Origin of the sequence: Ralstonia sp. GX3-BWBA (assembly GCF_003290055.1) — a bacterium.
Classification (GTDB): Bacteria; Pseudomonadota; Gammaproteobacteria; order Burkholderiales; family Burkholderiaceae; genus Ralstonia; species Ralstonia holmesii.
Genome location: NZ_QMKS01000009.1, coordinates 82,714 through 104,067, shown reverse-complemented (window position 1 = coordinate 104,067; position 21,354 = coordinate 82,714). Strand labels below are relative to the sequence as shown.

Here is a 21,354-nt window from a genome sequence, read left to right as displayed (position 1 = left end):
TTCTTCATGTGGCGATTCGACGATCAGGTCGTTGCGCCGCTTTTCAGCTCTTCGACGAGGTCGATGTACTTTTGCTTGGCTTCGTCTTGCGACGTGCCCTTGAGGCCTTCCCACGCTTCAAATTTGTAGCGGCCGACGATGTCGGTAAAGCCAGGCTTGTCGCCATGCGCGTCACCTTCGGCGCCTTGCTTGTACAGCGCGTAGAGGCGCAGCAGCGTCATGTTGGCGGGGCGTTCGGAGAGGCCTTTGACATCGATTTGGGCTTGGTCGAAACGGGCTTGCAGGTCGCTCATGATGATTCCCGGCTGAAAACAATGGTCTGGCGATGATAGCGCCGGGGTTGTATGGCCGGGCCGTTTGAATTCGAGGATGGCTTCGGTTTTCCGGTGGATTTTTAGCGCGTTTTCCCCATGGGCGGCCACGGGTTTGCGCCTTCGGGCACCACACCAGCCGGTACAATGCCGCCATGCCCTGGATTCTTGCTTTCGACACCTCCACCGAGTTCTGCTCCGTCGCCCTTGGTGACGGCACGCGCACGCTGTTCCGTCATGAACACACCGGCCCGCGCTCCAGTAGCCGCGTGCTGCCGGCGGCTTCCGAATTGTTGGCCGAGGCGGGTATCGCCCTGGCCGATTGCGCGGCGATTGCCTTTGGCGCCGGCCCTGGCTCGTTCACAGGACTGCGCACGGCGTGCGGCGTGGCGCAGGGTTTGGCGTTCGGTGCGGACTTGCCCGTCGTGCCAGTCAATTCCCTCGTCGCCTGCGCGGAACAGACGCGCGCAACATTGCCGGCCGGCACAGCCGTGACCATCGCCCTCGATGCGCGCATGGACGAGTGCTACTGGGCCAGCTTCGTGCCCGCTGATGCGGCGCAGGATGCCTCCGGCTGGCACGCGCTTTCCGCTATTCAGGTGAGTGGGCCGCAGCGCGTTGCCGCGCCAACGCAGCCGTACTGGCTGGCGGGCAATGCCGCAGCGGTGTTCGGCGATCAGTTGAGCATTGCGGCAGGTGCCGCTGCTGTGTTGCCGGAAGTCGCGCCGCACGCTCGCGAGATCATCGCCGTGGGTCTGCGCCTTTTGGCTGCCGGCCATACGGTGCGCCCCGAAGACGCGGCGCCGCTCTATGTGCGTGACAAGGTCGCGCTCACCATTGAAGAGCGGCAGGCTGTGCAGCAGGCCAAGGCTGCCGCCGCAGGTGCACAGCCATGAGCCTGATCGAGAACGCGCTGGCCGGCGTCATCGCGCAAGCGCCGTTGCCTGCGGGCTGGCGCGCCGAGCGCATGACCGCCCTCGATCTAGCGGGCGTCGCAGCGATCGAGCAGGCGGCGTTCACGTTTCCCTGGTCCCGCGGTAACTTTGAGGATTCGCTCAAGTCCGGCCACATCGGCATTGTTCTGCGTGACGGCGGCAACGAGGTCGCGGGCTACCTGATCCTCATGCCGGTGGTCGACGAGATGCACCTGCTCAATGTGACGGTGGCGCCGGCGTGGCAGCGGCAAGGGCTGGGCCGTTGGCTGCTGCGTCTGGCCACGGCACTCACGTTGGTGCATGGTTTCGGCAGCCTGCTGCTGGAAGTGCGCCCATCCAATACCGGCGCGATTGCGCTGTATCACCGTGTCGGGTTTGCGGAGATCGGCCGGCGCAAGCGCTATTACCCGGCCGAAAACAACACGCGCGAAGATGCGCTCGTCATGCGCATGGTGTGTGAGGCAAGCGGGGTGGAGGCTGCATGAATCGTCGATCCCGAATGCTGGAAGCGCTAGGCGTTTCGACCGAATGGACATTGCGCGGTGCTGAGCCGGCTGCGTTGGAGGCCGTCGAGGCGGCCGAGGTCGCCGTCAACGAGCCGGTCGCCGTGGAGGTTGAGGCCGCCTCGTTTGTGGCTGCGGAGCCCGCGGCTGCGCGAGTCGAACCACCGGTAATGGAGGCGCCGTCGGACTCGGCCGCCTCGCGCGCCCAGCGCATTGCCGCGTTCGATTGGGCGCAGCTCGAAGCCGCCGTTTCGAACTGCACGTCGTGCAAGCTCTGCGAGCGCCGCACGAACACCGTTTTCGGCGTTGGCGACCGTCAGGCCGAATGGATGCTGATCGGTGAGGCACCGGGCGAGCAGGAAGACAAGCAGGGCGAGCCGTTCGTCGGCCAGGCCGGCAAGCTGCTCGACAGCATGCTGCGATCGATCGGCCTGTCGCGCGAGAAGGGTGTATTCATCGCCAACGTGCTCAAGTGCCGCCCGCCCGGCAATCGCGATCCGGAGCCGGACGAAGCGGCGATGTGCGATCCGTATCTCAAGCGTCAGATTGCCCTGGTCAAGCCGCGCATCATCGTCGTGCTGGGCCGCATTGCCGCACAAAACCTGCTGCAGACACAGACGGCTGTCGGCAAGTTGCGCGGCAAAGTGCATGAAGTGGAAGGCGTACCCGTGGTGGTGACCTATCACCCGGCCTACCTGCTGCGTACGCTGACAGACAAGGCGCGTGCATGGGAAGACCTGTGTCTGGCGCGCAAGATCTACGCGGAGCGCGGCGGCCAGTAAGCCCCGGCCGGCGGGGCGGGCACTGCGTCAGTGGTGCTTGTCTTCGCCGATGAGCGCGGCGGTGTGGAACAGCTTTTCGTTGAGGCGATGCCGGCGCATCACCAGCGCCATCGTCACACAGACGAAGATGCCGAACGACACGATCACCACGCCCACCGAAACGTTCAGCTTGATGAGCAGCGCGTACAGGCACAGCATCAGCAGCACAGACACATTCTCGTTGAAGTTCTGCACCGCAATCGAGTGTCCGGCTGAGAGCAACACGTGCCCGCGGTGCTGCAGCAGCGCGTTCATCGGCACCACGAAAAAGCCCGACATGGCGCCCACGAGCATCAGGAACAGGTAGGCGATCATCATGTACAGCGGCAGCTTCATCCCGCCGATGTGGAACGTGATTTCCGGGATCGTGTGCTTGGTGTAGAACGCCATCAGCATGACCACCGCGCCCATTGCCACGCCCACCGGAAGCACGTCGAGCGAGCGGCGCAGCGGGATTTTGACGGCTGCAGCCATGGCGCCGGCAGCCACCCCCACGGCCACGACGGCCTGCAGAATGGCGCCCTGCGAGAGGTTCAGTTCCAGCGATTGCTCAGCCCACTTCAGCACGATGAATTGCAGCGTGGCGCCGGCACCCCAGAACAGTGTCGTCACCGCCAGGGAAATCTGGCCCAGCTTGTCGTGCCACAGAGCGTTGAAGCAGTCGGCAAACTCCGAAATGAGACGTACCGGATTCTTTTCCTGCTGCGGATAGCGCGCGCCGGTATCGGGAATGCGCGTGTTGAACAGCGCCGCGATCAGGTAGATCACCATGATCACCAGCATGGCCGCTTCGGCCGGAGTGTCGATGCGCTCAAGCCCAGGAATGTCGAACGACAGCAGCCATGCCGAGACATGGTTGGAGATCAACGCCCCACCCAGCACGGTGCCCAGGATGATCGAGCCCACGGTCAGGCCTTCGATCCACCCGTTGGCAGCGACGAGTTTTTCAGGGGGAAGGAGTTCGGTAAGGATGCCGTACTTGGCCGGCGAATACGCCGCCGCACCGAAGCCGACCACACCGTAGGCGAGCAACGGGTGCAGGCCGGTAAGCATCACGCCACAACCAATCAGCTTGATGGCATTGGTGATAAGCATCACCTTGCCCTTGGGCCGAGAATCGGCAAACGCGCCCACGAAGGCTGCAAGTAGAACGTAAGAGAGCACGAAGAACAATTTGAGCAGCGGGGTCATCCACTGCGGCGCATGCATCTCTGTCAGAAGGGCGATGGCGGCAATAAGCAGCGCATTGTCGGCGAGCGACGAAAAAAACTGCGCCGCCATGATGGTGTAAAAGCCCTTCTTCATACCTTCGAATTCGTCCCCGTAGACCGCGGTGCCATGTTCGTCTTCACGTCTTGCCGGCAGCGTGCCGGCACTCGGAAGCGCCCCCCGGAGGTGCCGGCCAGGCGATGCGTCGGCTGACTGGCCGCGCAGCGCACAGGTGCGCGGTGGCGGCCTTGATGCCAGCGCCCGCGCGGGCTCCCCGGATTGTGGTTCCCTTGGGCGGGGCCCGTCCGGTGCTGCAGGAGATGCATCGCCGGGCAACCGCGGGAATCTTCACTGACAGGCGTTCGGGCCATGCGTTCCGCCCGCAGCTTGTTTTGGTCTCGCCTGTTTGCATGGCCAAACCGTATGTGACGCCATCGCGCAAAAAGAAGTGGCTGGTGCCCAACTTTCTCCATGCTGGCAGCGCATCACGACGGTTTTCCCATGCCTAAATTGAACGGCTTTATATCATGAAACTTGTGCGCTTCCGGTGACGGCGGCGCACTTTCTTTTTTGGCAGGCTCATGACAGGCGCGAACCAGTTGGCGTCCTGTGGTCAAATAGAACGCTCACCGCGTGAGGCCGGGCGCACGGCCCGCTCACAGCCAATTTGCCTGTTGCATTGCAGCACCGACGCCGCGCCACGAGCGCGCTATCGCATTCACGTTTTTGCAGGTTTGCCGTCATGCCAAGACCCATCCAGGCCGTCATCCACGGCCCAGCACTTGCCAATAATCTCCAGGTTGCCCGCCGCCATGCGCCCAATTCGCGCGTGTGGGCTGTCGTCAAAGCCAATGCATACGGTCACGGCATCGAACGCGTGTATGAAGGCCTGCGCCACACCGATGGTTTCGGTCTGCTCGACCTGGACGAGGCCGTCCGCCTGCGCCAACTCGGCTGGCAGGGGCCGGTTCTCTTGCTCGAAGGTTTTTTCAAGCCGGAAGATCTGGCCGTCGTCGAACAGTACCGCCTGACCACCACCGTTCACTGCGAAGAGCAACTGCGCATGCTGGAATTGGCGCGCCTGAAAGGCCCCATCAGCGTGCAGCTCAAGATCAATACGGGGATGAGCCGCCTCGGCTTCGCGCCTGCCGCTTACCGCGCCGCATGGGAACGCGCCCGAGCCATTTCGGGCGTCGGCACGATTGTCCACATGACGCATTTTTCCGATGCCGATGGCCCGCGCGGCATTGAGCATCAGCTCACCGCGTTTGAACACGCCACGCAAGGTTTGCCGGGCGAGGCGTCGCTTTCCAACTCCGCGGCCACGCTGTGGCATCCGAAAGCGCATCGCGACTGGGTGCGCCCGGGCGTGATCATGTACGGCGCGTCGCCGACGGGCGTGGCGGCGGACATTGACGGCACTGGCCTGATGCCCGCCATGTCGCTCAAGAGCGAGCTGATCGCCATTCAGGATTTGCAGCCGGGCGCGACGATTGGTTACGGCTCGCGCTTTACCGTGGAGCACCCAATGCGCATCGGCATCGTCGCGTGCGGTTATGCCGACGGCTACCCGCGCCATGCGCCGGGCTGGGACGGCAACCATACGCCGGTGCTGGTCAATGGCGTGCGCACGCACATCGTGGGCCGCGTGTCGATGGACATGATTACCGTTGACCTGGCCGGCGTGCCGGAGGCGCGTGTCGGCACGCCCGTCACGCTGTGGGGCGAAGGCTTGCCGATCGACGATGTTGCGCAGGCCTCCGGCACGGTCGGTTATGAGCTGATGTGCGCACTGGCGCCGCGTGTGCCGGTATCGGTCGAACCGGTCAGCACGGCAGACGCCAGCGACCTGGGCAAGGCCGCTTGAGCGCGGCATCGTCAATACAAAGATCAAGCGGCGGCCGCCCATGCGCGGTGCCGTAAGCAGGGGGTGGTTTGGCCAAGAGCAAGACGGTCTATACGTGCACCGAGTGCGGGGGCACGGCGCCGAAATGGGCGGGGCAGTGCCCGAATTGCCAGCAGTGGAACACGCTGGTGGAAACAGTTGCGCAGCCGACGTCTGGCGCCGGCGCGCGCTTCCAGTCGCTGGCATCGAGCGCGACGGTGCGCAAGCTGTCGGACATCGACGCGGTGGACGTGCCGCGCTTCTCCAGCGGCATCGACGAATTTGACCGCGTACTGGGCGGTGGCCTGGTCAGCGGCGGTGTGGTGCTGATCGGCGGTGATCCGGGCATCGGCAAATCGACGCTGTTGCTGCAGGCGTTGTCCAACCTGTCGGCCGATCGGCGCGTGCTGTATGTGAGCGGCGAAGAATCCGGATCACAGATCGCGCTGCGCGCGCGCCGCCTGGGCATCGAGAGCCCGAACCTGGCGTTGCTGGCCGAGATCCAGCTTGAGCGCATCCAGGCGACCATCGAGGTGGAAAAGCCCGAGGTGGTCGTCATCGATTCGATTCAGACGCTGTATTCGGAGGCGCTGACTTCGGCGCCGGGCTCGGTGGCCCAGGTGCGCGAATGCGCGGCGCAACTGACGCGCATTGCCAAGCGGCTGGATGTGACGACCATTCTGGTCGGCCATGTGACCAAGGAAGGCGCGCTGGCGGGCCCGCGTGTGCTCGAACACATCGTCGATACGGTGCTGTATTTCGAGGGCGATACGCATTCCGCCTACCGCCTGGTGCGCGCGTTCAAGAACCGCTTTGGCGCCGTCAACGAACTGGGCGTGTTTGCGATGACGGAGCGCGGCCTGCGTGGCGTGGCCAATCCGTCGGCGCTGTTTCTATCGCAGCACGAGCAGGTGGTGCCGGGTTCGTGCGTGCTGGTGACGCAGGAAGGCACGCGGCCGCTGCTGGTGGAAATCCAGGCGCTGGTGGATACGGCCAACGTGCCGAATCCGCGCCGTCTGGCGGTGGGCCTGGAGCAGAACCGGCTGGCGATGTTGCTGGCGGTGCTGCACCGCCACGCCGGCATTGCGTGCTTTGACCAGGACGTGTTCCTGAACGCAGTGGGCGGGGTGAAGATTACCGAGCCGGCGGCGGATCTGGCGGTGCTGCTGGCGATCCATTCGTCGATGCGCAACAAGGCGCTGCCGCGTGGGCTGGTGGTGTTTGGCGAGATCGGCCTTGCAGGAGAAATCCGCCCGACACCGCGCGGCCAGGAGCGCCTGAAGGAAGCCGCCAAGCTGGGTTTTTCGATTGCCGTGATTCCGAAATCCAACGCCCCGAAGCAGGCAATCGACGGGCTGGAGGTGATCGCCGTCGAACGCATTGAGCAGGCCATCGACCGCGTGCGGGCGCTGGAAGCTTGATCGTTCAAAATTTCGCAACGGTATCGCGGGTGCCATTTGAAAATGCGCGTGCCGTTGCGGTGCGATAATCCGCCAACTTTTCTCTACGACTCCTCTGAACTGACGCCGCCATGCAAGCCAACTCGCGCGCCTTTTTCCTGCTGATTGCCGTGATCTCCTTCGGGGTGGTCGGCTATGCGCTGTACCTGCAGCACGTCGAGGGGCTGCAGCCGTGCCCGCTGTGCATCTTGCAGCGGTTCGCTTTCCTTGGCATTGGTGTGTTCTCGCTGCTGGCGGCGCTTTCGTCGGCCACGCGGCTGCTGTGGCATGGCCTGGGGATGCTGTCGGGGCTGGCAGGCCTGTGCGTGGCGGGGTATCACGTATCGCTGCTGCTGAACCCGAAGGCAACGTGCGGTATCGACCCGATCGAGAACTGGGTCAACGCGCTGCCTACTGCCAAATGGTTGCCGCAGGTGTTCGAAGCCGATGGCCTGTGCGTCGGGCCGATGCCGCCGGTGCTGGGCCTGTCGGTGCCGGTGTGGTCGCTGATCTGGCTGGTGATTCTTTCGCTGACGCTGGTGGTGGGAATGATCCGCCGCGAGCGCCGCTAAGCCGGAGCCGCGGATCATGCAACGCGTACTGGTGAGTGCCTGCCTGCTGGGCCAGCCGGTGCGCTATGACGGCGGCACGGTCGTCACTGAAGGCGGCATCCTGGCGCGCTGGCAGATGGAAGGACGCATCGTGCCGATGTGCCCCGAGATGGCCGGCGGTTTGCCGGTGCCGCGACTGCCGGCGGAGATTCACGGCGAAGGCGGTGGTGCGGCGGTGCTGCGCGGCGCGGCCCGTGTCGTCGAACACCACGGCCACGATGTCACCGAGGCCTTTGTGCGGGGTGCGCAACGCGCCCTGGAGGCGGCGCAGGCGGCCGGCGTGCAAGTCGCCGTCCTTACCGAGCGCAGCCCGTCCTGCGGTTCTGCATTTCTCTACGACGGGACGTTTTCCAGCCAACTGCAGCAAGGCGAGGGCGTGACTGCGGCGCTGCTGCGCCAGCACGGCATCCGCGTATTCAGCCAGCATCAACTGGAAGAAGCCGCGCGCCTGCTCGATACGCTGGATCGCGCGGATTCGTCAATCGGCAAACCGTAGCGGCAGGGCGAGCTGCACGGGCTCGCTGTTCTCCTTCACGACGCTGTTGCGCTCGGTAAAGAGCGGATGCTGCAACGCTTCCTCCATGCGCAGCACGGGCGTGACACAGCAATCAACATCGGCAAAACGTTCGGTCCATTCAGCTTGCGTGGCGGTCAGGAAAAGCGCAGCCAGTTCGTCGCGGATGGCGCGTGCCTCATCGCTGCCAACGCGCTGGCCGAGCGCCCAGTGGCTGTCTTTCCATGCGGGCTTGCCGATGACGTCGCACATCACCTGCCAGAACTTCAATTCGAGTGCGCCAACGGCCATGAAGCGGTCGTCTGCCGTGCGATACACGCCGTAGCACGGCACGCCGCCGTTGAGCAGATCGGTGCCCGCTGGGCTGGCCTTGCCGCGTGTCCCGACAGCAAAGAACGCCATCAGGTTGTGCGCGAACACCGAGTCCGTCATGGAGACGTCGACGTAGCGGCCGTGGCCGGTGGCGCGCGCATCGACCAGCGCGGCAAGGATGCCGATCACCGCCGTGAGCGCGCCGCCCAGCAGGTCGCCGATCTGCACGTTCGGGACGATGGGCGTGCCGTCCGCGCTGGCGAGCTGATCGAGCATGCCCGCGTAGCCGACGTAGTTGATGTCGTGGCCGGCGGCTTGCGCGAGCGGTCCGTCCTGGCCGTAGCCGCTGATCGAACACATGACGAGCGCGGGGTTGGCCGCACGCAGCGTGTCCCAGCCAACGCCGAGACGCGCCATGACGCCGGGGCGGAAGCTTTCGATCAGCACATCGGCGTGGCGCACGAGTTCGATGAGGGCTTCGCGGTCTTCGGCGCGCTTGAGGTCGAGCCGCATTTCGGTCTTGCCGCGATTGAGCGAGCGGAAGAACAGGCTCGGGCGCTCGGCCGCGCGATCGGCGGAGGAGCGCATCATGTCGCGGGCGTAGTCGCCGGGGCCGGGGTCTTCGATCTTGATGACTTCTGCGCCGAGGTCAGCCAGGTGGCGCGTGGCGGCCGGGCCGGGCAGCAGGCGCGTGAGGTCGAGCACGCGCACGCCGGCCAGTGGCTGGTGCGTGGCGGTGTCCGGCGAGGGCAATGTCATCAACAGGTCTCCTTGGCCGGGCACGCCAGCCTCAATTGATTTGTTCGAGTTGGTCGTGCAGTTCGAGCCAGCGCTCTTCCAGCTCGTCGAGTTCGGCGTTCAGTTCTGCCTGGCGGCGCAGGCTTTCCATCATGCGTGTCTTGTTGGCTTCTTCATACGCGGCGCCGTCGGCGAGGAAGGCTTCGAGGTCGGCCTTTTCCTTTTGCAGTGGCGCCATGCGTTTCTCGATGGCGTCGACGTTCTTCTGCAGCGGCTTGCGTAGGGCGGCCAAGCGTTGGCGCTGTTCGGCCTCTTCGCGTTTCTGGTCACGCCGATTGACGGCCGGTGCGCCATCCGCGTCGGCCGGAGCCGCAGACGCGCTGGCGGCCGCACGCTTGGCCGCGGCTTGCTTGAGCAGCCAATCGCGGTAATCGTCCAGATCGCCGTCGAACGGGGCGACGGTGCCTTGGCCGACGAGCAAAAATTGATCGGTCGTGGCGCGCAGCAGGTGGCGGTCGTGCGAGACGAGGATCAGCGTGCCGTCAAACTGGGCCAGCGCCATCGTCAGCGCTTCGCGCGTGTCGAGATCCAGGTGGTTGGTCGGCTCATCGAGCAGCAGCAGGTTGGGGCGCTGCCAGACAATCAGGGCAAGCGCCAGGCGCGCCTTCTCGCCGCCCGAGAACGGCTCGATGGGCGAGGTTGCCATGTCGCCGCGAAAGTTGAAGCTGCCGAGAAAGTCGCGCAGCTCCTGCTCACGGACGTCAGGCGCCAGACGCGCCAAGTGCAGCAGCGGCGAGGCGTGGTCGTCCAGCGTTTCCAACTGGTGCTGAGCGAAGTAGCCGATCTGCAGGCCCTTGCCGCGCCGGATCGTGCCGGACAGCGGTGCCAGCGTTTCCGCCAGTGTTTTCACCAGCGTCGACTTGCCCTGGCCGTTGGCACCCAGCAGGCCGATGCGCTGGCCGGTCTGGATCGAAAACGTCAGGTGTTTGAGGATGGTGATGGGCTCGTCGACGCTTGGGCCGGGATAGCCGCAATCGACGCCTTCGAACGTGAGCATGGGGTTGGGCGCCGCATCGGGCTCGCGGAATTCGAACGAGAAGCCCGCTGCCGCATGCACGGGCGCGAGGCGCTCCATGCGCTCCAGCGCCTTGACGCGGCTCTGCGCCTGCTTGGCCTTGCTGGCCTTGGCCTTGAAGCGCGTGATGAACGATTCGAGATGCGCGATCTGCTTCTGCTGCCGTGCGTACGACGCTTCTTGCAGCGCCATCTGCTGCAGGCGCTGTGTTTCGAATTGCGTGTAGTTGCCGCCGTAGCGTTTGAGTTTCTGGTGCTCGATATGCAGCGTGACGGTGCAGACGCCGTCGAGGAATTCGCGGTCGTGCGAAATCATGACGAGCGTGCCCGGGTAGCGGGACAGCCAGTCTTCCAGCCAGACCACGGCGTCCAAATCCAGGTGGTTGGTCGGCTCGTCGAGCAGCAGCAGATCGGACGGGCACATCAGCGCCTGGGCCAGATTCAGGCGCATGCGCCAGCCGCCGGAGAAGCTCGCCACGGGTTGCGTGGTCTGCGCCATCGTGAAACCGAGGCCGAGCAGCAGCGCCTGCGCGCGTGCCGGGGCGGTGTAGCCGTCGGCATCGGCAAAGGCGGTGTGGGCTTCGGCCTGTGCGTGGCCATCGTGCGCAGCTTCGGCCACTGCGAGGCGGCGTTCGATGTCGCGCAAGCGGGTGTCGCCGTCGAGTGTGTAGTCGAGCGCGCTGCGGTCGACTGCCGGCGTTTCCTGCGCCACGTGGGCGACCTGCCAGGTGGGCGGGATGGCGACTTCGCCGCCGTCGGCGTGCAGCTCGCCGCGCAGCATGGAAAACAGCGTGGATTTGCCGCTGCCGTTTACGCCGACAAGGCCGACCCGTTCACCGGGGTTGAGTGTGGCGGTGGCGTGGTCGAACAGCACCTTGGTGCCACGCTGGAGGACGAGGTCGTCGAATCGGATCACGAAAAACTGCGCTTGAAGGCAAATCGGAGAAGGGTGCGATTGTAGCGTGCTGCGTCGCACGATCCTGGCGCACCGCGGGCGTTTGGACGGGTGCATTGCACCATGACGAGGACGCGCCCGCCCCCGATTCGTGCGCGGGCTTTCGACCTAGGGAAAACCATAGGCCTCTATGAAAGTTTTTTTCTTTACACGGCCGATTCATGAAAATACATTTACACAAAATTTTCACGGCCCAGGAAGATGGCGAAATCCACCAGCAAGCGTAGGGATGTGTCGAAAGGCGCATTTGCCGCCGATGCGACGGTCTCCGAGCGCATTGGAGCGGCCCTTGCCACGCTCACGCCCGCGCACCAGCGCATGGCGGAATACGTGCTGGCGAATCCGTTCCGCGCTGCCACCATGCGCATCGACGAGTTTGCCGCCGCGGTGGACATGTCGATTGCCACGGCCAACCGCTTTGCGCTGGCGCTGGGCTTTGACGGCTATCCGCAGTTCCGTGCCGGGCTGCTGCGCGGCTTCGAAGCGACGCTCGCGCCGGTGGAAAAACTGCGCCACGAGCTGGCGCGCCCCGCCACCAGTGCCGAGATCTTTGCCGCCTCGCTCAACGAGGACATCGCCAACCTTGACGCCACGCGCCGCATGCTCGACCCCGCAGCGTGCGAACGCGCGGTAGACGCCATCCTGGGCGCACAGCGCATCTACGTGATGGGCTTTGGCGCCAGCGGTTATCTGGCCGGGCTGCTGCGCCATGGGCTCGATCTGTACTGCGACACGGTGATCTCCGTTTCGCAGCCGGGCGGCGCATCCGATGCGGCGCGCCACCTGCGCAAGATCGGACCGAAGGATCTGCTGATCGCCATCGCATTCCCGCGCTATGCGGCAGACACCATCACGCTGGCCAAGCAGGCGGGCAAGCAAGGCTGCCAACTGCTGGCCCTGACCGACAGCCCTACATCGCCGCTTGCGCCGCTGGCCGACATTGCGTTGTACGCACGGCCGGAGCGGCAGTTCTCTGCCACGTCTGACACCGCTGCCGTGGCGCTTTTCGAAGCGCTGTGCGGTGCGGTGGCGCATCGCTCGGCGCATTCGCTGGAGTCTGCCGAGCGCCTGACCGAATTCGTACTGCCGTGGCTGCACACCAGCCAGGTACCGCGCGCCAATGACGCAACGAGCGCGTCTGGCACGCCGTCAACCACCCGACGCGGCCGCAAACGCACCGCTGAAAACTGATTTACATCGAGCCACGCATGACTACGCCCATCCTCGCCATTCACGGCGGCGCCGGCACCATCACCCGCACGGCCATGAGTGCCGACAAGGAAGCCGCTTACCAGCAGGCACTTAACGACATCCTGGCCGCAGGGCAGCGCATCCTCGTGGATGGCGGCAGCGCCCTGGATGCCGTGACCGAAGCCGTGCGTCTGCTCGAAGAGTGCCCGCTGTTCAACGCCGGCAAGGGCGCGGTGCTGACCAGCGCCGGCACGTACGAACTCGATGCGTCGATCATGGATGGCGCCACGCTGGCTGCCGGCGCAGTCACCTGCGTCAAGCGTCTGCGCAACCCGATCCTCGCAGCCCGCGCCGTCATGGAGCGCAGCGAACACGTGCTGTTCACCTCCGAAGGCGCCGAGGCGTTCGCGCAAGCGCAGGGCCTCGAGTTTGTCGAGCCGGACTATTACTACACCGAAGCGCGCTACGCCCAATGGCAGCGCGCCCGCCAGCAAGATGGCATGGCGCTGCTCGATCACGATGCCGCGTCGCTCGTGGCCAAGGAAGCAGCACCCATCGATCCGGACAACAAGTTCGGCACCGTGGGCGCCGTGGCATGCGACGCGCAAGGGCGCCTGGCGGCTGCCACCTCCACGGGCGGCGTCACCAACAAGAAGGTCGGCCGGGTGGGCGATACGCCCATCGTCGGCGCCGGTTGCTTTGCGAACCACGTTGCGGCGGTGTCGTGCACCGGCACGGGCGAGATGTTCATCCGTGCCGTGGCTGCCTACGACGTTGCCGCGCAGATGGAATACGCCGGCAAGTCGCTGGCTGACGCGAGCGACGACGTGGTCATGCGCAAGCTGATGGCCATCAACGGCCGCGGCGGCCTGATCGCCGTGGACGCGCAAGGCAACGTCGCGTTGCCGTTCAACACAGAAGGGATGTACCGCGGGTTCGCACGCGGCGCGCAGGCGCCCGTTGTGTCGATCTATCGGTAAGAGGCCGAAGCCGCCAGGCAGGACAGCAGGAGAGTTTTCGTGACAGCAACCAAACAGCCAAGTGCCAACAGCGTCATTGCGATGCCCGATCAGCGCATCGTGCAGGTGCAAGACCTGAGCGTGCGCTTTGCCACGTCTGAGCGCGCGGTCGACGCAGTGCGCAACCTGTCGTTCCACGTAGACCGGGGCGAGACGCTGGCCGTGGTGGGCGAATCGGGCTCGGGCAAGTCGGTGACGTCGCTGGCGCTGATGCGGCTGGTGGAGCACGGTGGCGGCAAGATCGTCGGCGGGCAGATGCACTTGCGCCGCCGCAACGGCGAAGTGCTGGACTTGGCCAACGCCAGCTCCGCCGCCATGCGCGGTGTGCGTGGCGCCGATATCGCGATGATCTTCCAGGAGCCGATGACCTCGCTCAACCCGGTGTTTACCGTGGGCGAGCAGATCGCCGAATCGATTCGTCTGCATCAGGGCAAATCAGCCAGCGCGGCCAAAGCTGAGGCGCTGCGCATGCTGGAGCTGGTGCACATTCCTGAAGCGCGCAATGTGCTGGGGCGCTATCCGCACCAACTGTCGGGCGGCATGCGCCAGCGCGTGATGATTGCGATGGCGCTGTCATGCAAACCGTCGCTGCTGATTGCCGACGAGCCGACCACTGCGCTGGACGTGACCATCCAGGCGGAAATTCTGCAACTGATTCGCGCGCTGCAGCAGGAGCTGCAGATGGCGGTCGTGTTCATCACGCATGACATGGGCGTGGTGGCCGAAGTGGCCGACCGCGTGCTCGTCATGTACAAGGGCGACCGCGTGGAAGAGGGCCCATCTGCCACAGTGTTCGCACAACCGGCGCATCCGTACACGCATGCGCTGCTGTCGGCCGTGCCGCGTTTGGGCTCGATGCAAGGCACCGATGGCCCGGCGCGTTTTCCGCTGTTGCGCGTGGACGGCACGTCCGCTGCGGTGGATACGACGCCGCAACCGGCAGCGTCGCACGATGTGCAACCCATTTTGCGTGTACGTGATCTCGTCACGCGCTTTGACGTGCCCACGGGCGTCTTCGGCCGCGTCACGCGCCGGGTGCATGCGGTGGAGCAGGTCAGTTTCGATCTCTACCCTGGTGAGACGCTGGCGCTGGTCGGCGAATCGGGCTGCGGCAAGTCGACGACGGGACGGTCGCTCTTGCGTCTGGTGGAGTGCCAGAGCGGCAGCATCGAATTTGCCGGCCAGAACATCGGCGAGTTGAAGGGGCCCGCGCTCCAGACGCTGCGTCGAAACATCCAGTTCATCTTCCAGGACCCATTCGCCTCGCTGGACCCGCGCGTGCCGGTCGGCTACTCCATCATGGAGCCGCTGCTGGTGCACAAGGTGGCCTCCGGCAAAGAGGCACAGCAACGCGTGGAGTGGCTGCTCGACAAGGTGGGCCTGCAGGCCGCGCATGCATCGCGCTATCCGCACGAGTTCTCGGGCGGGCAGCGCCAGCGCATCTGCATTGCGCGCGCCCTCGCGCTGAACCCCAAGGTGGTGATTGCCGATGAGTCGGTCTCGGCGCTGGATGTGTCGATCCAGGCGCAGATCGTCAACCTGATGCTCGACCTGCAGAAGGAATTTGGCGTCGCGTTCCTGTTCATCTCGCACGACATGGCGGTGGTGGAACGCATCAGCCATCGCGTGGCGGTGATGTACCTCGGTCAGATCGTTGAGATCGGCCCGCGCCGCGCCATCTTTGAAAACCCGCAGCATCCCTACACGAAGAAGCTGATGTCGGCCGTGCCGATTGCAGACCCGGCGCGCCGCCATCTGAAGCGAGAACTCTCCACGCACGAAATTCCCAGCCCGATCCGTGCCATTGGCGACATGCCGGTGGTGCAGCCGTTGGTGCAAGTGGCGCCAGACCACTTTGTTGCCCGCCATTCGATTGGCGGCGCGTATTGAAAGCAATGAAGAACGCAGTGAAGCCAAACACTTCTTTGAGGAGGAAGGACATGTTCAATCGATTCTCGCATCGGCTTACTTCGGCCCCGCGCGCAGCCATGGTTGCCAGCGGCCTGGCGCTGGCGGCATTCACCATGCCGGCCTTTGCCGCCAAGGACGCCGTGATGGCGGTCTACTCGACCTTCACCACGATGGACCCGTACGACGCTAACGACACGCTGTCGTTCAGCGCCGCCAAGTCGTTCTATCAAGGCCTGTTCGGCTTCGACAAGGACATGAAGCTGGTCAACGTGCTGTGCGACAGCTACGAAGTCAGCAAGGACGGGCTGGTCTACACGTTCAAGCTGCACAAGGGCGTGAAGTTCCACGACGGCACCACGTTTGATGCCAACGCCGTCAAGGCAAACCTGGACCGCGTGACGGACCCGGCCAACAAGCTCAAGCGTTTCGTGCTGTTCAACCGCGTGGCCAAAACCGAAGTGGTTGACCCGTACACCGCACGCGTGACGCTCAAAGAGCCGTTCTCGCCGTTCATCAACGTGCTGGCCCACCCGTCGGCGGCCATGATTTCGCCCACGGCGCTCAAGAAGTACGGCAAGGACATCGCTTTCCATCCGGTTGGCACGGGCCCGTTTGAATTTGTCGAGTGGAAGCAGACCGATTACCTGAAGGGCAAGAAGTTCGACGGCTACTGGAAGCACGGCCTGCCGAAGGTCGACACCATCACCTGGAAGCCGGTGGTCGACAACAACACGCGCGCCACCATCATGCAGACGGGCGAGGCCGACTTTGCGTTCACGATTCCGTTCGAGCAGGCTGCGGTGCTCAAGAGCAGCCCCAAGGTTGATCTGATTGCCGCGCCGTCGATCATCCAGCGCTATGTCAGCTTCAACACCAAGGTGAAGCCGTTCGACAATCCCAAGGTGCGTCAGGCCATCAACTACGCGATCAATAAGGATGCGCTGACCAAGGTGGCGTTTGCGGGTTACGCCGTGCCGGCCGAAGGCGTGGTGCCACCGGGCGTCGATTACTCCGTCAAGCTGGGCCCGTGGCCGTACAACCCGGCGAAGGCGAAAGAGCTGCTGAAGGAAGCTGGCTATCCGAACGGCTTCGAGACGCAACTGTGGTCGGCCTATAACCACACGACCGCGCAGAAGATCATCCAGTTCGTGCAGCAGCAACTGGCCCAGGTTGGCATCAAGACGTCGGTGCTGGCGCTGGAAGCCGGCCAGCGCGTCGAGCGTGTGGAAAGCGTACCCAAGCCGGAAGACGCCGGCGTGCGCATGTACTACGCAGGCTGGTCGTCGTCGACGGGTGAGTCGGACTGGGCGCTGCGTCCGTTGCTTGCATCCGAAGCCATGCCGCCCAAGTCGTTCAACACCGCGTACTACAAGAACGAGCAGGTGGATGCCGACATCGCCGGCGCACTGCGCACGACCGATCGCGCTGAGAAGTCGAAGCTCTACACCGATGCACAGAAGCGCATCTGGGAAGACGCACCGTGGGCCTTCCTGGTGACGGAAAAGATCGTCTACGCGCGCTCGAAGCGTCTGTCGGGTGCCTACGTGGCACCGGACGGTTCGTTCAGCTTCGACGACATCGACATCAAGCAATAAGTCTCATTGCCGTACCGGCCCGCGCACCCGTTGCGCGGGCCATTGAATTTCCGCCTGCGGTGGATTTGCCATGCTGAACTACTTCATTAAACGTGTGCTGGGCGTGATCCCGACACTGCTGATCGTGGCAGTGCTGGTGTTCCTGTTCGTGCACCTGTTGCCGGGCGACCCGGCGCGACTGGCTGCCGGCCCCGAAGCGGACCCGGCCACCGTCGAGCTTGTCCGTGCTGACCTCGGGCTGGATAAGCCGATGCACGAGCAGTTCGTGCGCTTCTTCGCCAACGCGCTGCGCGGCGAGTTCGGCAACTCCATCCGCACCAAGCGACCGGTGAGCCAAGAGATTGGCGAGCGCTTCTGGCCCACGCTCAACCTGACGATTGCCAGCATGGTGTGGGCGGTGATCTTCGGCATGGTGATTGGCATCACGTCTGCCGTATGGCGCAACAAGTGGCCGGACCGCCTGGGCATGACGCTCGCCGTGTCCGGCATCTCGTTCCCTGCGTTCGCGCTGGGCATGCTGCTCATGGAAGTGTTCTCGGTGCAGCTTGGCTGGTTGCCGGCCATCGGTGCGGACACCTGGCGGCACTACATCCTGCCTTCGCTCACGCTGGGCGCTGCGGTGGCCGCCGTGATGGCGCGCTTCACGCGTGCATCGTTTGTGGAAGTGCTGCAGGAAGATTTCGTGCGCACCGCCCGTGCCAAGGGCGTGCGCGAGACGGTGGTGGTTATCAAGCATTGCCTGCGCAACGCGATGATCCCGGTGGTGACGATGATGGGCCTGCAGTTCGGCTTCCTGCTCGGCGGCTCGATCGTTGTGGAAAAGGTGTTCAACTGGCCGGGCCTCGGTCGTCTGCTGGTGGATGCGGTCGAGATGCGCGACTACCCCATCATCCAGGCCGAGGTGCTGCTGTTCTCGTTGGAGTTCATCCTGATCAATCTGGTTGTGGACATGCTGTACACCGTGATCAACCCGACCATCCGCTACAAGAAGTAAGGAGACCGCCATGACACAAGCCGCAAGCCCGGCGGTCGCGCCGCAAACCGTTGCCGAACCCGTCCGCACCCCCTGGACAGAGTTCTGGCGCAAGTTCCGCAAGCAGCATCTGGCGATGGGCGCCGGTGTGTTCGTGATCGCGCTGGCGGTGATCGCCATCCTCGCGCCGCACATCGTGCCGTTCGACCCGGAAAACTATTTCGACTACGACGCGCTCAACGCGGGCCCGTCGGCGCAGCACTGGTTTGGCGTCGACTCGCTGGGCCGCGATATCTTCAGCCGCATCCTGATGGGCACGCGCATCTCGCTGGAAGCGGGCTTTGTGTCGGTCATCATCGGCGCCATCGTGGGCACCATGCTCGGCCTGCTGGCCGGCTACTACGAAGGCTGGTGGGACCGCATCGTTATGCGCATCTCCGACGTGCTGTTCGCCTTCCCGGGCATTCTGCTGGCCATCGGCATCGTGGCCATCCTGGGCAACGGCATGATCAACGTGATCTTTGCCGTGGCGGTGTTCAGCATTCCGGCATTTGCGCGGCTGGTTCGCGGCAACACGCTCATGCTCAAGCACCTGACGTATGTGGAGGCCGCGCGCAGCATTGGCGCGTCCGACTGGACGATCATCATGCGACACATCCTGCCGGGCACGATCTCGTCCGTCGTCGTGTATTTCTCGATGCGGATCGGCACCTCGATCATCACCGCGGCCAGCCTCTCGTTCCTGGGCCTGGGCGCACAACCGCCCACGCCGGAATGGGGCGCGATGCTGAACGAGGCGCGCGCCGACATGGTGACGGCGCCGCACGTGGCCATCTTCCCGAGCCTGGCGATCTTCCTGACCGTGCTGGCGTTCAACCTGTTGGGCGACGGCCTGCGCGACGCGCTAGACCCGAAGATCGACCGTCGCTGAGTTGTTCGCATGTCTCTAAGCCTTCCGCATATCGGCGCGCTGCAAGCCGGCACACGCAACAGCATCACCGACGTGGCCGGGGTGACCGTCGGCCACGCCACCATTGCCGGCGGTGACATCCAGACCGGCGTGTCTGTGGTGCGCCCGCATGCGGGTGACCCGTTCCGCGACAAGGTGCCTGCGGCCAGCGTGGTGCTCAACGGCTTCGGCAAGAGCATCGGCCTGGTGCAGGTGGATGAGCTGGGCGTGCTGGAAACGCCGATCGCGCTGACCAACACGTTTGCCGTGGGCGCCGTGGCGCAGGCGCAGATCCGCCAGGCCATCGCGGCCAACCCGCAGATCGGTCGCGCATGGTCGACCGTCAATCCGCTCGTTTTCGAATGCAACGACGGCTACCTGAACGACCTGCAGGCGTTTGCTGTGCAGGACGTTCACTACGACGCGGCCTGCGCTGCGGCAGCCGAGATGTTCGAGCAGGGTGCGGTCGGTGCAGGGCGGGGGATGTCTTCGTTTGGCGTGAAGGGTGGTATCGGCACGGCTTCGCGTGTGCTGACGCTCGCCGACGGCGCGCAACGCACGGTCGGCGCGCTGGTGCTGTCCAACTTTGGTGTGACTGAGAATCTGACGCTTGCTGGGCGCCACGTCGGTGCGGCGCTAGCGAAAGCGCTGGCCGCCGGCACCCCGGAGCCGGAGAAAGGCTCGATCATCATGCTGCTCGCCACCGACGCGCCGCTGGATGCACGCCAGTTGCGCCGTCTTGCCTTGCGCGCAGGCGCCGGTCTGGCACGCACTGGCTCCGTTTTCGGTCATGGCAGCGGCGACATCGCGCTGGCATTCTCCACCGCCTACACCGTGCCGCACGAAGGCAGCCGCGCCATGCCGGCGGTCGCCATGATGCACGAATCGCATCTCGACCCGCTGTTCCAGGCCGCCGCCGACAGTGTCGAACAAGCCATCGTGCACGCCCTGTTCCACGCGACGGCCGTCACCGGCCGCGACGGCAACACGCGCCGCGCACTGACCGAATTGCTCTGACCTGACCCCATGCGAATCCTGATCTCCGCCGACATCGAAGGCGTAGCCAACGTGTTCCACCCCGAGCAAACGCGTGCCGGTAACGCTGAATACGAACGCGCCCGCCGCTGGATGACCGCAGAAGCCGACGCGGCCGTCCGTGGCGCCTTCGATGGCGGCGCCACCGACGTACTGGTCAACGATTCGCACGGTGGTTTCCGCAACCTCATCCCCGATTCCATCGACCGCCGCGCACGCTTCGTACTCGGCAAGCCGCGTTACCTGAGCATGATGGCCGGCGTGGACGGCTGCGACGCCGTCTGCATGATCGGCTACCACGCCCGTGCTGGCAGCCGTGGCGTGCTGGCGCACACCATCAACAGCTTTGCGTTTGCGCGCGTCTGGTTCAACGAGCAGGAACTGGGCGAAGCCGGCCTCTATGGCGCCCTGGCTGGCGAGCGCGGCGTGCCGGTTGCCGTTGCCAGCGGCGACGATGTGTTCATCAGAGAAACGAAGCCGCTGCTGCCGCACACCACGTTTGTCGAGACCAAGCAGGCCGAGGGGCAGAACGCCGGGACGTCGCTCTCGCCAGAGCAGTCGTGCGAAGCCATCTATGCGGCGGTGAAGGCAACGGTACAGCGCGGGCACTTCAGCATGCCGCTGCGCATCCGGGGCCCGATCGTGTGCCGCCTGCAAACGCAAACGCCGGCACTGGCTGACCTGTTCTGCCAGTGGCCCGCCTTGGAACGCGTAGACGGCACGATGCTGCGCTTCGCCGCCGACTCCGTCGAACATGCCGTACGCATGCTCAACAGCCTGTCCGCCATGTCCGCGATGCTGCGCTGAGAAAGGCGCGGCGCAAGTCATGGCGCCATCCCACGCGCGCCTTTCTTTGCCTACCTTTCTTTGGCAAGACAAAGAAAGGAGGTCGGTCCCGGCAGGGGACGAAATAGGGATGGACCAAAAAACGCCTACCCAAGCGTAAACTTCAGGATATCCAACCCCGAAGGAGCCCCCCATGACCCGCGCACTCACACTCGGCATGCTGCTCTGTGCGCTTGCGCTAACAGCCTGCGAACGCCGCCCGTCGCCATCGACCCCACCGACGCCGCAGACTTCCAAAGCCGAAAAGGCGGCCGCCGCGCTGGCCAAGGCCGCCGCAGAGTTCAAATGCCCCGGGCCATCCGCGCGCTTCATGTTGGACGACGGCACCAACCGTGGCCCCAAGCAACCGGTCCGCACCAATTGCACCACTGCCTACGCCACCTGCGACGCACAGTCGCAGGCGGTCTTCGACCATTGCCCGAGCGGCCAGGTATTCGACAAACGTTTTAGTATCTGCGTGGTGAAGGATGCGTGTGACGAGGTGACGTCCTGATGGCCTGACGGTCTGACGGCTGTCATGCGCGCGGT

General features: G+C 64.7%; 20 protein-coding genes. 16 read left to right on the top strand and 4 right to left on the bottom strand.

Going from position 1 to position 21,354, the window contains the following annotated elements; translation table 11 throughout:
* Positions 1-23: 23 nt before the first annotated feature.
* Positions 24-293, bottom strand: a complete 270-nt coding sequence (locus DOD19_RS07965; RefSeq protein WP_004626591.1) for an acyl-CoA-binding protein — start codon at positions 291-293, stop codon at positions 24-26.
* A 173-nt stretch (positions 294-466) separates the two neighbouring features.
* Here DOD19_RS07965 and tsaB point away from each other — a divergent pair, with 173 nt between their 5' ends.
* The 3 genes from tsaB to DOD19_RS07950 are packed head-to-tail and all read left to right on the top strand — an operon-like array spanning position 467 to position 2,531.
* Complete coding sequence (tsaB, locus tag DOD19_RS07960; RefSeq protein ID WP_112185024.1) at positions 467-1,207, top strand: tRNA (adenosine(37)-N6)-threonylcarbamoyltransferase complex dimerization subunit type 1 TsaB; 741 nt, start codon at positions 467-469, stop codon at positions 1,205-1,207.
* Entirely contained in the window at positions 1,204-1,731 is a 528-nt protein-coding gene (rimI, locus tag DOD19_RS07955; protein ID WP_024975832.1) for a ribosomal protein S18-alanine N-acetyltransferase, read from the top strand. Before tsaB ends, rimI begins: the two co-directional genes overlap by 4 nt.
* The gene (locus tag DOD19_RS07950; RefSeq protein WP_112185022.1) at positions 1,728-2,531 is read left to right on the top strand and encodes a uracil-DNA glycosylase; all 804 of its coding nucleotides are present in this window, start codon (positions 1,728-1,730) and stop codon (positions 2,529-2,531) included. Before rimI ends, DOD19_RS07950 begins: the two co-directional genes overlap by 4 nt.
* 27 nt (positions 2,532-2,558) lie before the next feature.
* On the opposite strand, the gene lplT is transcribed toward DOD19_RS07950, so the two are convergent.
* The gene (gene lplT, locus DOD19_RS07945; protein WP_024975830.1) at positions 2,559-3,875 is read right to left on the bottom strand and encodes a lysophospholipid transporter LplT; all 1,317 of its coding nucleotides are present in this window, start codon (positions 3,873-3,875) and stop codon (positions 2,559-2,561) included.
* A 646-nt stretch (positions 3,876-4,521) separates the two neighbouring features.
* On the opposite strand from lplT, the gene alr reads away from it, so the two are divergent.
* The 4 genes from alr (at position 4,522) to DOD19_RS07925 (ending at position 8,210) form a co-directional block, all read left to right on the top strand.
* Positions 4,522-5,646: an alanine racemase gene (alr, locus tag DOD19_RS07940; RefSeq protein ID WP_024975829.1), complete on the top strand. Its 1,125-nt coding sequence runs from the start codon at positions 4,522-4,524 to the stop codon at positions 5,644-5,646.
* 68 nt (positions 5,647-5,714) lie between these two features.
* On the top strand, positions 5,715-7,085 hold the full coding sequence (gene radA, locus DOD19_RS07935) for a DNA repair protein RadA (protein ID WP_024975828.1): 1,371 nt from the start codon (positions 5,715-5,717) through the stop codon (positions 7,083-7,085).
* A gap of 110 nt (positions 7,086-7,195) precedes the next feature.
* Positions 7,196-7,675, top strand: coding sequence for a disulfide bond formation protein B (locus DOD19_RS07930; RefSeq protein ID WP_024975827.1), 480 nt, complete (start codon positions 7,196-7,198; stop codon positions 7,673-7,675).
* A 16-nt stretch (positions 7,676-7,691) separates the two neighbouring features.
* Positions 7,692-8,210 carry a DUF523 domain-containing protein gene (locus DOD19_RS07925; RefSeq protein ID WP_024975826.1) on the top strand — a complete coding sequence of 173 codons (519 nt, stop codon included), beginning with the start codon at positions 7,692-7,694 and terminating at the stop codon, positions 8,208-8,210.
* Here DOD19_RS07925 and DOD19_RS07920 read toward each other — a convergent pair.
* Positions 8,193-9,299 (bottom strand): CaiB/BaiF CoA-transferase family protein, encoded by a 1,107-nt coding sequence (locus tag DOD19_RS07920; protein WP_112185020.1) that lies wholly within the window; start codon positions 9,297-9,299, stop codon positions 8,193-8,195. The genes DOD19_RS07925 and DOD19_RS07920 overlap by 18 nt on opposite strands.
* A 31-nt stretch (positions 9,300-9,330) precedes the next feature.
* Positions 9,331-11,268 (bottom strand): ATP-binding cassette domain-containing protein, encoded by a 1,938-nt coding sequence (locus tag DOD19_RS07915; protein ID WP_204360045.1) that lies wholly within the window; start codon positions 11,266-11,268, stop codon positions 9,331-9,333.
* A 240-nt stretch (positions 11,269-11,508) separates the two neighbouring features.
* On the opposite strand from DOD19_RS07915, the gene DOD19_RS07910 reads away from it, so the two are divergent.
* The 9 genes from DOD19_RS07910 to DOD19_RS07870 all read left to right on the top strand — a co-directional run bounded on the left by DOD19_RS07910 (position 11,509) and on the right by DOD19_RS07870 (position 21,319).
* On the top strand, positions 11,509-12,498 hold the full coding sequence (locus tag DOD19_RS07910) for a MurR/RpiR family transcriptional regulator (protein ID WP_112185016.1): 990 nt from the start codon (positions 11,509-11,511) through the stop codon (positions 12,496-12,498).
* A 17-nt stretch (positions 12,499-12,515) separates the two neighbouring features.
* Positions 12,516-13,478 (top strand): isoaspartyl peptidase/L-asparaginase, encoded by a 963-nt coding sequence (locus DOD19_RS07905; protein ID WP_024975822.1) that lies wholly within the window; start codon positions 12,516-12,518, stop codon positions 13,476-13,478.
* Positions 13,479-13,517: 39 nt separating this feature from the next.
* Positions 13,518-15,407, top strand: a complete 1,890-nt coding sequence (locus DOD19_RS07900; protein ID WP_112185015.1) for a dipeptide ABC transporter ATP-binding protein — start codon at positions 13,518-13,520, stop codon at positions 15,405-15,407.
* Positions 15,408-15,457: 50 nt separating this feature from the next.
* On the top strand, positions 15,458-17,023 hold the full coding sequence (gsiB, locus tag DOD19_RS07895; RefSeq protein WP_024975820.1) for a glutathione ABC transporter substrate-binding protein GsiB: 1,566 nt from the start codon (positions 15,458-15,460) through the stop codon (positions 17,021-17,023).
* Between the two features lie 70 nt (positions 17,024-17,093).
* Complete coding sequence (gene gsiC, locus DOD19_RS07890) at positions 17,094-18,017, top strand: glutathione ABC transporter permease GsiC (protein ID WP_112185013.1); 924 nt, start codon at positions 17,094-17,096, stop codon at positions 18,015-18,017.
* 10 nt (positions 18,018-18,027) lie between these two features.
* Positions 18,028-18,927 (top strand): glutathione ABC transporter permease GsiD, encoded by a 900-nt coding sequence (gene gsiD, locus DOD19_RS07885; RefSeq protein WP_112185011.1) that lies wholly within the window; start codon positions 18,028-18,030, stop codon positions 18,925-18,927.
* 9 nt (positions 18,928-18,936) lie between these two features.
* Entirely contained in the window at positions 18,937-19,962 is a 1,026-nt protein-coding gene (locus DOD19_RS07880; RefSeq protein ID WP_112185009.1) for a P1 family peptidase, read from the top strand.
* Positions 19,963-19,971: 9 nt separating this feature from the next.
* Complete coding sequence (locus DOD19_RS07875) at positions 19,972-20,787, top strand: M55 family metallopeptidase (RefSeq protein WP_024975816.1); 816 nt, start codon at positions 19,972-19,974, stop codon at positions 20,785-20,787.
* A gap of 172 nt (positions 20,788-20,959) precedes the next feature.
* The gene (locus DOD19_RS07870; protein WP_024975815.1) at positions 20,960-21,319 is read left to right on the top strand and encodes a chitin-binding domain-containing protein; all 360 of its coding nucleotides are present in this window, start codon (positions 20,960-20,962) and stop codon (positions 21,317-21,319) included.
* Positions 21,320-21,354: the final 35 nt, after the last annotated feature.

What these genes read in the sequence shown, in the direction of transcription:
- DOD19_RS07920 (WP_112185020.1), bottom strand. Translation starts at nt 9,299, where the DNA reads ATGACATTGCCCTCGCCGGACACCGCCACGCACCAGCCACTGGCCGGC.
- tsaB (WP_112185024.1), top strand. Translation starts at nt 467, where the DNA reads ATGCCCTGGATTCTTGCTTTCGACACCTCCACCGAGTTCTGCTCCGTC.
- DOD19_RS07910 (WP_112185016.1), top strand. Translation starts at nt 11,509, where the DNA reads ATGGCGAAATCCACCAGCAAGCGTAGGGATGTGTCGAAAGGCGCATTT.
- DOD19_RS07950 (WP_112185022.1), top strand. Translation starts at nt 1,728, where the DNA reads ATGAATCGTCGATCCCGAATGCTGGAAGCGCTAGGCGTTTCGACCGAA.
- DOD19_RS07880 (WP_112185009.1), top strand. Translation starts at nt 18,937, where the DNA reads ATGTCTCTAAGCCTTCCGCATATCGGCGCGCTGCAAGCCGGCACACGC.
- DOD19_RS07930 (WP_024975827.1), top strand. Translation starts at nt 7,196, where the DNA reads ATGCAAGCCAACTCGCGCGCCTTTTTCCTGCTGATTGCCGTGATCTCC.
- lplT (WP_024975830.1), bottom strand. Translation starts at nt 3,875, where the DNA reads ATGAAGAAGGGCTTTTACACCATCATGGCGGCGCAGTTTTTTTCGTCG.
- gsiC (WP_112185013.1), top strand. Translation starts at nt 17,094, where the DNA reads ATGCTGAACTACTTCATTAAACGTGTGCTGGGCGTGATCCCGACACTG.
- DOD19_RS07870 (WP_024975815.1), top strand. Translation starts at nt 20,960, where the DNA reads ATGACCCGCGCACTCACACTCGGCATGCTGCTCTGTGCGCTTGCGCTA.
- DOD19_RS07875 (WP_024975816.1), top strand. Translation starts at nt 19,972, where the DNA reads ATGCGAATCCTGATCTCCGCCGACATCGAAGGCGTAGCCAACGTGTTC.
- DOD19_RS07925 (WP_024975826.1), top strand. Translation starts at nt 7,692, where the DNA reads ATGCAACGCGTACTGGTGAGTGCCTGCCTGCTGGGCCAGCCGGTGCGC.
- DOD19_RS07965 (WP_004626591.1), bottom strand. Translation starts at nt 293, where the DNA reads ATGAGCGACCTGCAAGCCCGTTTCGACCAAGCCCAAATCGATGTCAAA.
- gsiB (WP_024975820.1), top strand. Translation starts at nt 15,458, where the DNA reads ATGTTCAATCGATTCTCGCATCGGCTTACTTCGGCCCCGCGCGCAGCC.
- rimI (WP_024975832.1), top strand. Translation starts at nt 1,204, where the DNA reads ATGAGCCTGATCGAGAACGCGCTGGCCGGCGTCATCGCGCAAGCGCCG.
- DOD19_RS07905 (WP_024975822.1), top strand. Translation starts at nt 12,516, where the DNA reads ATGACTACGCCCATCCTCGCCATTCACGGCGGCGCCGGCACCATCACC.
- gsiD (WP_112185011.1), top strand. Translation starts at nt 18,028, where the DNA reads ATGACACAAGCCGCAAGCCCGGCGGTCGCGCCGCAAACCGTTGCCGAA.
- alr (WP_024975829.1), top strand. Translation starts at nt 4,522, where the DNA reads ATGCCAAGACCCATCCAGGCCGTCATCCACGGCCCAGCACTTGCCAAT.